Origin of the sequence: Altererythrobacter aquiaggeris, from assembly GCF_037154015.1 — a bacterium.
GTDB lineage: Bacteria > Pseudomonadota > Alphaproteobacteria > Sphingomonadales > Sphingomonadaceae > Aestuarierythrobacter > Aestuarierythrobacter aquiaggeris.
Genome location: NZ_JBANRL010000001.1, coordinates 1,479,515 through 1,492,044, shown reverse-complemented (window position 1 = coordinate 1,492,044; position 12,530 = coordinate 1,479,515). Strand labels below are relative to the sequence as shown.

General features: G+C 59.2%; 13 protein-coding genes. 5 read left to right on the top strand and 8 right to left on the bottom strand.

Translation table 11 applies throughout. The features are described 5' to 3' along the window. From dnaG to WFP06_RS07290, 3 genes are all read right to left on the bottom strand, one after another. Positions 1–1,914: a DNA primase gene (dnaG, locus tag WFP06_RS07300; RefSeq protein ID WP_336986558.1), complete on the bottom strand. Its 1,914-nt coding sequence runs from the start codon at positions 1,912–1,914 to the stop codon at positions 1–3. Positions 1,915–1,980: 66 nt separating this feature from the next. Continuing rightward, positions 1,981–2,706 carry a hypothetical protein gene (locus tag WFP06_RS07295; protein WP_336986557.1) on the bottom strand — a complete coding sequence of 242 codons (726 nt, stop codon included), beginning with the start codon at positions 2,704–2,706 and terminating at the stop codon, positions 1,981–1,983. Continuing rightward, entirely contained in the window at positions 2,703–3,155 is a 453-nt protein-coding gene (locus tag WFP06_RS07290) for a GatB/YqeY domain-containing protein (protein ID WP_336986556.1), read from the bottom strand. The genes WFP06_RS07295 and WFP06_RS07290 overlap by 4 nt, the downstream gene beginning before the upstream one ends. A 156-nt stretch (positions 3,156–3,311) precedes the next feature. Between WFP06_RS07290 and carA the strand changes: the two genes are divergently transcribed. From carA to greA, 4 genes are all read left to right on the top strand, one after another. After that, entirely contained in the window at positions 3,312–4,499 is a 1,188-nt protein-coding gene (carA, locus tag WFP06_RS07285; protein WP_336986555.1) for a glutamine-hydrolyzing carbamoyl-phosphate synthase small subunit, read from the top strand. Then, entirely contained in the window at positions 4,496–4,909 is a 414-nt protein-coding gene (locus WFP06_RS07280) for a hypothetical protein (RefSeq protein WP_336986554.1), read from the top strand. Before carA ends, WFP06_RS07280 begins: the two co-directional genes overlap by 4 nt. A 3-nt stretch (positions 4,910–4,912) precedes the next feature. Further along, positions 4,913–8,254: a carbamoyl-phosphate synthase large subunit gene (carB, locus tag WFP06_RS07275; protein WP_336986553.1), complete on the top strand. Its 3,342-nt coding sequence runs from the start codon at positions 4,913–4,915 to the stop codon at positions 8,252–8,254. A 100-nt stretch (positions 8,255–8,354) separates the two neighbouring features. Further along, positions 8,355–8,822: a transcription elongation factor GreA gene (gene greA, locus WFP06_RS07270; RefSeq protein WP_336986552.1), complete on the top strand. Its 468-nt coding sequence runs from the start codon at positions 8,355–8,357 to the stop codon at positions 8,820–8,822. A gap of 90 nt (positions 8,823–8,912) precedes the next feature. Here greA and WFP06_RS07265 read toward each other — a convergent pair whose 3' ends face one another. From WFP06_RS07265 to WFP06_RS07245, 5 genes are all read right to left on the bottom strand, one after another. Then, entirely contained in the window at positions 8,913–9,143 is a 231-nt protein-coding gene (locus tag WFP06_RS07265) for a DUF4170 domain-containing protein (protein WP_336986551.1), read from the bottom strand. A 71-nt stretch (positions 9,144–9,214) separates the two neighbouring features. Further along, positions 9,215–9,712, bottom strand: a complete 498-nt coding sequence (locus WFP06_RS07260) for a hypothetical protein (protein ID WP_336986550.1) — start codon at positions 9,710–9,712, stop codon at positions 9,215–9,217. Next, entirely contained in the window at positions 9,702–10,034 is a 333-nt protein-coding gene (locus WFP06_RS07255; RefSeq protein ID WP_336986549.1) for a hypothetical protein, read from the bottom strand. Before WFP06_RS07255 ends, WFP06_RS07260 begins: the two co-directional genes overlap by 11 nt. Next, on the bottom strand, positions 10,031–10,426 hold the full coding sequence (locus WFP06_RS07250) for a phage holin family protein (protein WP_336986548.1): 396 nt from the start codon (positions 10,424–10,426) through the stop codon (positions 10,031–10,033). Before WFP06_RS07250 ends, WFP06_RS07255 begins: the two co-directional genes overlap by 4 nt. Before the next feature lie 38 nt (positions 10,427–10,464). Then, a complete protein-coding gene (locus WFP06_RS07245) occupies positions 10,465–11,040 on the bottom strand; it encodes a hypothetical protein (RefSeq protein ID WP_336986547.1) in 576 nt (191 codons plus the stop codon). Positions 11,041–11,210: 170 nt separating this feature from the next. On the opposite strand from WFP06_RS07245, the gene eno reads away from it, so the two are divergent. Further along, complete coding sequence (eno, locus tag WFP06_RS07240; RefSeq protein ID WP_336986546.1) at positions 11,211–12,497, top strand: phosphopyruvate hydratase; 1,287 nt, start codon at positions 11,211–11,213, stop codon at positions 12,495–12,497. Positions 12,498–12,530: the final 33 nt, after the last annotated feature.

Sequence of the window (12,530 nt, the reverse complement as noted above, 5' to 3'; positions counted from 1 at the left end):
TCAATCTGTTTCACTGCCTTCGGGGCGGCTATCCGGCCCTTCGGGACTGTTTGATTCCTGTGCGCCAAGAAGCGCGCGTTTGCCTGCCATTTGCCCGAGTCGCGACTCGAATGCCAGCTTTCGTTTGAGCAGCCGCTGTTGTTCGGCAAAGGCGCCTTCGGGATCGGTTTCGAACCGCTGTGTCGCGGCGGCAAGCGCCGCAGCCAGAGCCGGCCGTTCGACCAGCATTCCGACAGCCTCTGCCAAATCATCTCGTGCTGCGCCTGGATCGGTCCCTTCCATCAGGAAGGTGAAGCGGGTGTTATCCGGCGGCGTCGATGGTCCGACTGGGTCCGATATGGGCGCTACGCCCGCAGGGTCAAGGGCTTCGGCAGCTTCGAACAGACTTTCTATCGCGGGCGCGAGACCAGGTTCCGACCGCGCAAGCCGCGCAAGCGCTTCGGAATGCTGTTCGATAGACGATGGGAAGCGCAGAAGTCCGGCAAAAACGGCGGCAGACAGCGTATCGCGCGCGCCGCCATCCACCACCGCGCGCAGACGCGCTGCAGCCTGTGGAGAAAGTCGCGGTTTGGCCGGCTGAAACTGTTTACCGCGTTGAAAGCTGCCGCCTGCTCCGCCATGCGGTTTGAATTCGCGCTGCTGGCGGGGCGGAAAAGCGAACTCCGAAAATCTGTCGAGCAGATCGCGCCGATACAGCGATCTGATATCCTGTTGCTCGATTGCTTCGGTGTGTTCGATCAGGCGCTGCTTCAATCCCGCCTTGGCTTCGGGTGTGTCCAGCGGCTGTGCATCACGTTCGTATTCCCACAAAGTGTCCAGCAGCGACGCAGGTTTGGCGAGCAGGGCTTCAAGCGCCTTCACGCCGCGGCGATTGATCACATCGTCCGGATCCATGCCGCCCGGCAACCGTACGATGGACAGCGAGCGGCCCGGTTGCAGCATCGGCAGCGCGCGTGTGACCGCACGCATAGCCGCACGCTGCCCTGCCGCATCACCGTCAAAACACAGCACCGGAACATCAACCATCCGCCAGAGCAGTTCGAGTTGGCGTTCGGTAAGAGCGGTGCCAAGCGGTGCAACAGCATCGGGAATGTCCGCAGCGGCAAGCGCAATAACATCCATATACCCTTCGACCACAACCATCCGCCTGGTCTGCCGCGACGCGGGCCCTGCGCGGTGCAGATTATACAGCGTGCGGCCCTTGTCGAACAGCGGAGTATCGGGCGAATTCAGATATTTAGGCGCATCTTTTTTCTGCGCGTCGAGGATGCGGCCGCCAAATGCGATGACCCGGCCGCGGGCATCGTGGATCGGCAGCATCAAACGGCCGCGGAACCTGTCATAAGGCTCGCGGTCATCTACCGCGATCTGCAGGCCGCATTCGACCAGCATCGCCTGATCATGCTGCGACAGCGCCTGTTTGACTGCGTTGCGGCTGTCGGGCGTGAACCCAAACCCGAAGCGCTGCGCGGTATGTTGGCCAAACCCGCGCGCGTCCAGATATTCACGCGCTTTTTCGCCAACCGGTTCCAACAGGCATTTTTCAAAGAAACTTTGTGCATCTGCCATCACATCATGCAGGCTGGCGCGCTGTTCTGCGCGCTGTGCCTGTCGCGGGTCGGCGGCGGGGACTTCGATCCCGGCCTCTGCGGCCAGTTCCTTTACCGCATCCATAAAGGCGAGCCCGCGCTGGTCGGTCATCCAGCGGATGGCATCGCCGTGCGCGCCGCAGCCGAAGCAGTGGTAGAACCCCTTTTGGTCGCTGACCGTAAAGCTGGGTGATTTTTCGTCATGGAAAGGGCAGCACGCTTTCCATTCATGACCGGCCTTTTGCAGCTTGGTCGTGCGGCTGATCAGCGTGGACAGCGTGGTCCTTGCGCGTAATTCATCAAGCCATTGCGGGGAAAGCGCCATGGCCGCTTTCTGGGCGGCCACGGGCTGATTTACAAGTCTGCTATCCGCAGATTTCGGGTGCGGATATCAACCGCAGGTGTTGGTCGCGCCGGCTTTTGCTGCGGGATAGGGGCCGGGGCCCGTCGCCGTGGTGTAATTGGCGTGGATTGCGTAGGCGTCAGACGGTCCCGCAGGCGGCAGCGTCGATTGCCAGTAGAACGTCAGCGGCTCCGCCTGTTCCCACTGGTTGCCGCCATCACCCGCGCTGACGGTCCAGACAATTGCACCCTTGTCGCAAGTGATCACCACATCGGCTTTAGCGCCGATTGCGCTCATCGCTTCGGCTTTCGAATATCCTGCTGCGCCGGTGAAGCCGTGGGCCGGCATCGTCATCCTGAAAGCAGTCGCCGCTTCGATGTCGGAGGATGTGTTGGCCTGTCCGCTACCCGTGTCGGACTGGTTGTCTTCGCCGGGATAAACCACATGGACATAAGTGAAAACCGTCCCTTCCGGCGCGGTTTTGCGGTCGCAGCTTTCCATTCCTGCGGGGCAGGCGACATAGGACCGGATATCGGCAAAATTGCCCGCATCGTTCGACAGCGCGCCTTCAACTTCGGGGCCCTGCGGTCCGACGATTTTTGCGCCAAGCTGCAGATCGATGAAATCGCCCGCCTGCAAGGATGCGGCGATTGCCTCGGCCTCGCTTTTTGTATTGGCGGTATCGAGGTCGGTCGCCTCGTTATCGTCGGCGCCCGAACAGGCAGATAATGCCAGCGCGGCTGTAACGGCGAAAAACGGAACTGATCTTTTCATGCAAGGCTCTCCTTTACCAGCGAACTGGCTTTGCTCATATCGAGTTCAGTCCCGTGGCGCGACTTTAGTTCCGCCATAACTTTACCCATATCCTTAATGGAATCAGCGCCTAATTCGGTTTTTATCTGTTCGATCGCGGCCCTGGTGTCGGCTTCGCTCATCTGTTTCGGCAGAAATTCCTCGATTACAGCCAGTTCGCCGGTTTCCTTTGCCGCGAGTTCGGTGCGGCCACCTTCTTCAAACATGGTTATCGATTCGCGGCGCTGTTTCGCCATTTTCTGCAACACTTCGATCACCATCGCTTGGTCATCGACATCTTTGGCGGTGGTGCGCAGTTCGATATCGCGATCCTTGATCTTGGCGCCGATCAGGCGCAGCGTGGCAGTGCGTTCCTTGTCGCCGGCCTTCATGGAAGTAATCGTGGCGGTCTTGATGTCGTCGCGCAGCATTATTTGGCATTCCCGTCGATGAATTGAGACAAATTGTTCTTGGGCGGGGATTAGCGGCTTAATTCGGCTTTGGACAGCTTGACGGAATCGGGGGAGGGTAATAGCTGCCACATCTTAGCGACATCGCCGGAAAACCCTTAACTCGGAGCGCCTCTTATGGCCGACACCGCCTCTTCGTCTGCACGCCCTAAAGACGCGACAGGTGTGCTGGTTCTGGCCGATGGGACGGCCATCTGGGGCATGGGCTTTGGCGCAGCGGGCGAAGCGGTGGGCGAAGTGTGCTTCAACACCGCGATGACCGGATATCAGGAAGTGATGACCGATCCCAGCTACGCCGCGCAGATCGTCACCTTCACCTTTCCCCATATCGGCAATGTCGGCGCGAATGCCGAAGATGTGGAAAGCGCAGTTGCCAAAGACGGGGGGGCAGCGGCCGGCTGTATCACCCGCGAGGCGGTGACGCCCAGCAGCAATTTCCGCGCAGAACACGAATTTTCAGACTGGCTGGCCGGGCAGGGCAAGATCGGCCTGTCCGGCGTGGACACCCGCGCACTGGCCCGCCGCATCCGTCTGTCGGGCGCGCCCAATGCGGTGATCGCGCACTCTCCCGATGGACAATTCGATGTAGCCGCGCTGGCAAAACGCGCTGCCGAATGGCCGGGGCTGGAAGGGATGGATCTCGCCCAGCGCGTCAGCCGCAAAAAGCAGGAAGGCTGGGAAGGCGGATCTTGGACGCTGGGCACCGGCTATGCCCGCAGCCCGCGCGATGCCCGCCCGCACGTGGTCGCGGTTGATTACGGATCGAAGGACAACATTTTCCGCAATCTGGTGAAGGCGGGTGCGCGGGTCACGGTGCTGCCCGCCAAATCCTCGCTCGAAGACATTATGGCGCATCAGCCTGATGGCGTGTTCCTCAGCAACGGCCCCGGCGATCCGGCGGCCACGGGAGCCTATGCGGTGCCGGTGATCAAGGCGTTGCTGGCGGCGGATATGCCGCTGTTCGGCATTTGTCTGGGCCACCAGATGCTGGCGCTGGCGACGGGCGCGAAGACCACCAAGATGCATCAGGGCCACCGCGGCGCGAACCATCCGGTCAAACGGCTGGAGGACGGCCCAAAAAAGGGGTGCGTGGAAATCACCAGCATGAACCACGGCTTCGCGGTCGATGGCGACACTTTGCCCGATAGCGTCGAGGCAACGCATGTATCGCTGTTTGACGGGAGCAATTGCGGCATCGCGGTGAAGGGCAAGAAGGCGTTTGGCGTGCAATATCACCCGGAAGCAAGTCCGGGGCCGCAGGACAGCTTCTACCTGTTTGAGAAGTTCGTGGGGATGTTGGGGTGAGTGTTAAAGCGCCTGAATCGTTCGATAAGGATTCAGTATTGTTGAGGTTGCACGATCAACTTGACGAAATCCGTATGGAGCTTTCTTCGTCGGAGATTGCGGACAGCTTCCGGCCATCGGTCGATCGAGTCGACGTCGAGCACAAGATCTTCGAATTGATAGCGACCGGTTTGATTACAGGCGTCGGTCGATTGCCGACGAGATATCGGATCAGCCGAGCTGGCATCGCGTGGGTCGACAAAAATTACGAAATTGCCGAAACTTTGGACCACTCATCCGGCCTTACTCGTCGCTCCTATACGGCGCTAGGTCACGAAATGAACGGCTTCGAGACTCAAATTGATTGGACCAAGTGGAGCGCAATAGCGGCAACCTTGGCTATCCCTACTATGAAATACTCTGGTGGTTGACTTATGCCCAAACGTACTGACATCTCCTCGATCCTCGTCATTGGCGCAGGCCCCATCATCATCGGGCAGGCGTGCGAGTTCGATTACTCGGGCACGCAGGCGATCAAGGCGCTGAAGGAGGAGGGCTACCGCGTGGTCCTCGTCAATTCGAACCCTGCGACGATCATGACCGATCCCGATATGGCGGATGCGACCTATGTCGAGCCGATTACGCCCGAGATTGTCGCCAAGATCATCGCCAAGGAGCGGCCCGATGCGGTGCTGCCCACGATGGGCGGGCAGACGGCGCTGAACTGCGCGCTATCGTTGCAGAAAATGGGTGTGCTCGAAAAATACGGCGTCCAGATGATCGGCGCCGATGCGGAGGCTATCGACAAGGCCGAAGACCGCCAGAAATTCCGCGAAGCGATGGACAGCATCGGCCTCGAAAGTGCGCGCAGCGGCATCGCGCATAGCGTGGAGCAAGCCTTTGAAGTGCTGGAGCGCACCAGGCTGCCCGCAATCATCCGGCCCAGCTTCACTTTGGGCGGTACCGGCGGCGGTATCGCCTATAACAAGACCGAATTTGAAAGCATCGTGCGCGAAGGGCTGGATGCCAGCCCCACCACCGAAGTTCTGATCGAGGAATCGCTGCTCGGCTGGAAAGAATTCGAGATGGAGGTGGTCCGCGACCGCAACGACAATTGCATCATCATCTGCTCGATCGAAAACGTCGATCCGATGGGTGTGCATACAGGCGACAGCATCACGGTTGCCCCCGCATTGACGCTGACCGACAAGGAATACCAGATCATGCGCAACGCCAGCATTGCGGTGCTGCGCGAAATCGGGGTGGAAACGGGCGGTTCCAATGTCCAGTTCGCGGTCAATCCCAAGGATGGCCGGCTGATCGTGATCGAAATGAACCCGCGCGTTTCGCGGTCTTCCGCATTGGCATCCAAAGCCACCGGTTTCCCGATTGCGCGCGTCGCTGCAAAACTTGCGGTCGGTTACACGCTGGACGAAATCGAGAACGAGATTACCGGCGCGACGCCCGCCAGTTTCGAACCGACTATCGATTACGTGGTCACAAAAATTCCGCGCTTTGCCTTCGAAAAATTCAGGGGCGCGGAAAACAACCTGCACACGGCCATGAAATCGGTCGGCGAAGTGATGGCGATTGGCCGCAACTTTCAGGAAAGCCTGCAAAAGGCGCTGCGCGGGCTGGAGACGGGCCTCGACGGCTTCAACCGGGTTATCGAACTGGAAGGCGCCAGCCGTGATGTGCTGACCGGCGCATTGTCCAAGCGCACGCCCGACCGGCTGCTGCACGTCGCCCAGGCCATGCGCGAGGGGATGAGTGTGGAAGACATCAACACCGTCACCAGCTTCGACCCTTGGTTCCTGCGCCAGATCGAAGCAATCATCGCCGCGGAGAAGCTGATATCCGAAGACGGACTGCCCAATGATGCCGCCGGGCTACGCAAGCTGAAAGCGATGGGTTTTTCCGACAAGCGGCTGGCCACGCTGGCGGTCCGGTCGGTTCATGTTGCGGGCGGGCTTGGCGAAACGCAGGCCAAACGTTCCGGCCTGCTGCATGATGCGTTGCGCGCGATGGCCGGCGCGACAAGCGAGGAAGAGGTGCGCGCGCTGCGCCACAAGCTCGGCGTGCATCCGGTTTACAAGCGCATCGACAGCTGCGCTGCAGAGTTTGAAGCGATCACGCCCTATATGTATTCGACATACGAAGCGCCCAGCTTTGGCGAACCCGAAAATGAAGCCGACCCGAGCGACCGCCGCAAGATCGTGATCCTGGGCGGCGGGCCAAACCGCATCGGGCAGGGGATCGAATTCGATTATTGCTGCTGCCATGCGTGTTTCGCGCTGGAGGATGCAGGCTACGAAACGATCATGATCAACTGCAACCCCGAAACGGTCAGCACCGATTACGACACCAGCGACCGGCTGTATTTCGAACCGCTGACGGGCGAAGACGTCCTCGAAATTCTGCGGGTTGAGCAAAGCAAGGGCGAACTTGTCGGCGTGATCGTGCAGTTTGGCGGGCAAACACCGCTCAAACTGGCGCAAACGCTCGAAGATGCTGGCATCCCGATCCTTGGCACATCGCCCGATGCGATCGATCTGGCCGAAGACCGCGAACGCTTTGCCAAGCTGGTTGATCAGCTCAAGCTGAAACAGCCCGCCAATGGGATCGCCCGCAGCCGTGACGAAGCCGTTGCAGTCGCAAACCGCATCGGCTTTCCCGTTTTGATGCGCCCCAGCTACGTGCTCGGTGGGCGGGCGATGGAAATTGTGGATTCGGTCGCACAGCTCGACGATTATATCACCACTGCGGTGCAGGTTTCGGGCGATAGCCCGGTGCTGATCGACCAGTATCTGCGCGATGCGGTGGAATGCGATGTCGATGCGCTGTGCGACGGCGAACAGGTGGTTATTGCAGGTGTCATGCAGCATATCGAGGAAGCCGGTGTGCATTCGGGCGACAGTGCCTGCACTTTGCCGCCGTACAGTCTGCCCGCCGACATTATCGCAGAAATGGAGCGGCAGGCGGAATTGCTCGCATTCGCGCTCAAGGTGCGCGGGCTGATGAATATCCAGTTCGCGGTGAAGGACGGCCCGGAAGGGCAAGAGGTTTACCTGATCGAGGTCAATCCGCGCGCCAGCCGCACGGTGCCCTTCGTCGCCAAGGCCATCGGCCAGCCGGTAGCGAAATTTGCAGCGCGGGTCATGGCAGGCGAAATGCTTGCCGATTTACCGCCGATCAAGCGTGAGCTGAATTATATGGCGGTGAAGGAAGCCGTTTTCCCCTTCGCGCGCTTCCCTGGTTCGGACCCCGCGCTTTCGCCTGAAATGAAATCCACCGGCGAAGTGATGGGGATCGACCGCGATTTCCCCACAGCCTTCCTCAAATCGCAAATGGGCGCGGGCGTTACCTTGCCAACCGAAGGCGTGGTTTTCGTATCGGTGAAAGACAGCGACAAGCCCGTGATATTGCCCGCGGTGAAACAGTTGATCGACAAGGGCTTCAGTATTATCGCCACGGGCGGGACGCAGGCCTATCTCGCCGAAGCCGGTCTGGCCGTCGAACGGGTCAATAAGGTTGCCGAAGGGCGCCCGCATATTGTCGATAAAATGGTCGATGGGGAAGTCGCGCTGGTGTTCAACACGACTGAAGGCTGGCAGTCCATGATGGACAGCAAATCGATCCGCGCTTCCGCGCTCGCGGCCAAACTTCCGTACTATACCACGGCCGCCGCATCGCTTGCTGCAGCGCAGGCAATTGCAACGGTTGATGCGAGCCAGCTTGAAGTCCGGTCGTTGCAGGACTATTATAGTTCGAACTAACACGTCTTCCCGACATTCAGAGCCGGACAGTCTTTCCCCCGCAGGGAACGGCCAAGGTTTGGATTGTCACACAAAGCGATTGAAAAGACAGGATTTACCGATGGATAAGGTGCCGATGCTCGCTGAGGGCTATGACACATTGATGGCTGATCTGAAGCAATTGCGCGCCGAACGGCCGAAAATTGTCGATGCCATCGAAGAAGCACGCGCGCACGGCGATTTGTCCGAAAACGCAGAATATCACGCCGCAAAGGAACGTCAGGGCCAGGTAGAGGCGATGATCGGCGATATCGAAAGCAAGGTCACGCGCGCGCAGATTATCGACCCCAAGACGCTGTCGGGCGACCGGGTGGTGTTTGGTGCGACCATCACTTTGCTCGACGATAACGACAAACCGGTGAAATATCAGATCGTGGGTGAAACCGAAGCCAACGCTGGCAGCGGGCGTATTTCCTACAGTTCGCCGCTGGCCCGCGCGTTGATCGGCCGTTCCAAGGGTGAGGAAGTGGAAGTGACTGTTCCTTCGGGCGACAAGGCCTATATGATCGAGAAAATCGAATTCATCTGATTTCGGCCGCACCGCAACGGTTGCGGCGGGTCAACGGACACAGTGCGATCCAGATATAAAAAGCCCCGCAGTGATGCGGGGCTTTTCTGGTTAGACCGGCGGAAGTTTCGGTTCGAGCAACTTGTGCAGATGGACGATGACATATTTCATTTCGGCATCATCAACCGTGCGCTGTGCCCATGAACGCCACGCTTGTTCGGCATCATCGAAATTGGCGAAATAACCGACAGTGTGCAGGTCTTTCAGATCCTGAAATTCCATACCCCGCGGATCGGTCACCCGTCCGCCCATCACCAGATGCAGTAATTGTGTGTCGGCCATCTTCAGTCCCGTATTTTCGTGCGGATAATCGCTGACGCCATACTAGCTAAATCAGCCCGTTCAAAGGCAGGTTATTTCCCGATGCGGCCACGAACGTCGCGAACCGCACGGCTTGCGCTGCGGCTTGCCTTGCGGGTCAATGCGCGTGCGGTATCGGATGTGCTGCCCAGCTTGTAAGCCGCGCCGCGCTTCAGATTGCGCGCCGCGCTGCCCGCGCCGTCGCCCAAATCCTCGAGCGTGTCTTTGCCGGCAACCGCTGCCGCGCCTGCGGTCAGCATGGCGTCACGAGCAAAGGACATTCCGATCCGGCCTGCGGACGAGGCAAACCCGCCAGCGCGACGTCCGGCCTGCGCGCCGATCCGGCGACCACCCTTGAACATCGAACCGATCAACAAGCCGGCAGCAATTCCGCCGAGGACGGTTGCGACGGGGTGGTTCTTAGCGAAATCCCTCGCGGTCCCGGCAGCTTCGGTGGCACGTTCGGACATTGTCGCTTCGCGCGCTTTCTGGCGGCTTTCGGCAATTTCAATTTTCTGGCGCAACTCGTCGCGCTTCTCGTCAATCGTCATCTTCTGCTCCTGAATTATAGTCGTGGTTTTCGCCGCTATCCTCGGCCTCTGCCAATCCCAGCGCAACGAGAATGGGGAACCGTCCGAACCACAGCGCCAATGCCGCACCCAGTGCGCCCAGCAAACCCTTGTTTTCGGCGGCCATATCTACCGCTTCTTCCATCATGTCTGCTGCGGTTTCACCAATTCGGTCCTTCATTCTCGCGCCGACACCGCGGTCCTTGATGTCATCCTTCAGATTTGCGAGATCGGCTGTGAAAACGGCGCGCGCCGCATCGCGAATTGCGCGGTCTTCGGCCAGCCTTGCATGCACCTCGCTCATGCTTCTTCGCTCCTGAACGCGTGTTTTATCGTGCGCGCTTTGCCGACTGCCAGGCGAATGGACAGTGCGCCCAAAATGACCAGTCCGCCGAAAACAACGGCGGTGGCGCCCAGCGGCGTGATGAGCGGACTAAGCGCGAAAACCAGGCCGACAACCAGTGCAATCAACGCGATATGCAGCATGGCGAACCCCGCAAGAGCAAAGCCGATGGCTGATTTGCTTTTGTTTGCCGCAAATGCCGCTCGCGACTTTTGATAGGCCAGTTCGGCCTCGATATAGGTTTTGCCGTCATCGATGGTCGCGGCAACATCATCCAGTAACGAGCCGCGTAGCTGCGGCTCGTTATCCGGATGGTCATCGGCATCAATGTCGGCGAGGCTATGCTCCGCCATTGCCGGTTTCCCTTCTTGCGTGGGCAGTGCGGCGTGGTTCAGTTCGAACCGCCGCGAAACAGACGCGAAATCAGGAACCCGGCAACCGCCGCAAGTCCGACCGCAACGCCGGGGCTCTTGCGCACGAATTCGCGTGCGTCTTCACCAATTTCATCGACGCTTTTTGCATCGAGTTTGGCTGCGGTTTCCTGCAAGGTGCGCGATGCATTCCGGGCATAGTCGCCGTATTTTTCGCCCATCTTTTCATCGACAACCGACGCATTGTCGGCAACATATTTGCCAAGGCTGGAGATCGCATCGCTGGCTTTCGCCTTTCCATCGACCGCCAGTTCGCCGGCTTTGGTTTTTGCCTGCGCACCGTATTCTTTCGCTTCTGCGATAAGTTCGGACGACTGTCCCTTGGCCTTGTCGCGGTAGCGACCGGCCTGGCCGGCAGCTTCGGCACGCAATGCAGCGGCACCGGCTTTGGCTTCTTCGATTGCAGCGCCGAATTTGGCTTTCGCTTCGGCGCGGTTGTCCGACTCGATCGCCGTGGTATTGATCACCGTGGCGGGGGTGTCGGTAGTGATGCGCGGCTTGCGCGGTTTGGGTGTGGGTGCAGTGGTATCGGCCATTGTCATTGTTATCCTTTTTGCCTCTCGGGCACTTTCAATTCTCGCCTGACAAGCGTGCCCTGCCAGGCTCTTACTTGAAGAACGTGGCTTGCCTGCCATTGTTCCTCAATTTAGGGAGCCGCGAGGCACATTTCTACCGCAACGCAGCAACAATCGGAGAATCCCCGCCAATGACCGCCATTATCGATGTCCACGCCCGCGAAATTCTTGATAGCCGGGGCAATCCGACTGTCGAAGTGGACATTCTGCTCGAAGACGGCAGTTTCGGGCGTGCGGCGGTCCCCTCGGGTGCTTCGACCGGCGCGCATGAAGCGGTCGAATTGCGCGACGGTGACAAGGACCGATATCTGGGCAAAGGTGTGCTCAAGGCAGTCTCTGCGGTAAACCATGATATCGCCGATATGGTGCTGGGACTGGATGCCGAAGACCAACGCGATATCGACATGGCGATGCGCGATCTGGATGGCACGCCCAACAAGGCCAAACTGGGCGCAAATGCGATACTTGGCGTTAGTCTGGCGGTTGCCAAGGCTGCTGCAAATGCACGCGGATTGCCGCTGTATTCCTATGTTGGCGGGGTTGGCGCACACAGTTTGCCCGTGCCCATGATGAATATTATCAATGGCGGCGAACACGCTGATAATCCTATCGATATCCAGGAATTCATGGTCATGCCGGTTGGCGCCGGCAGTATCGCGGAAGCGGTGCGCTGGGGCGCAGAGATCTTTCACACGCTAAAAGCTGGCCTGAGCGAAAAAGGGCTGGCAACAGCTGTTGGCGACGAAGGCGGATTTGCACCCGATCTGGCATCGACGCGCGATGCGCTCGATTTCATCATGCGGTCTGTCGAGAAAGCGGGCTTCACGCCTGGCAAAGATGTGGTGCTGGCGCTGGATTGCGCCGCGACGGAATTTTTCAGTCACGGGAAATACGAAATTTCTGGCGAGAATATTTCGCTCTCGCCCGATCAGATGGCGCGGTATCTTGCCGATCTGTGCGATGCCTATCCGATCATGTCGATCGAGGACGGAATGTCGGAAGATGATTTTGCCGGTTGGAAGGCGCTGACCGACATGATCGGCGATAAGGTCCAGTTGGTCGGCGATGATCTGTTCGTGACCAATCCGGTGCGTTTGACCGATGGCATCAATCAGGGCCTCGCGAATTCGCTGCTGGTGAAAGTCAACCAGATCGGCACGCTTAGCGAGACGCTGGACGCGGTCAGCATTGCCAACCGCGCAGGCTACACTGCCGTCATGTCGCATCGTTCAGGCGAAACCGAAGACGCGACGATTGCCGATCTCGCCGTTGCAACCAATTGCGGGCAGATCAAAACCGGATCGCTCGCGCGTTCGGACCGGCTGGCAAAATATAACCAGCTGATCAGGATAGAAGCAGAACTGGGCGGCAGCGCGCTTTATGCGGGCCATGCTTGCTTTGGAAAATTGACGCGTTAATCGCACGCCCACGCCGTCACAATATTTTCGGCT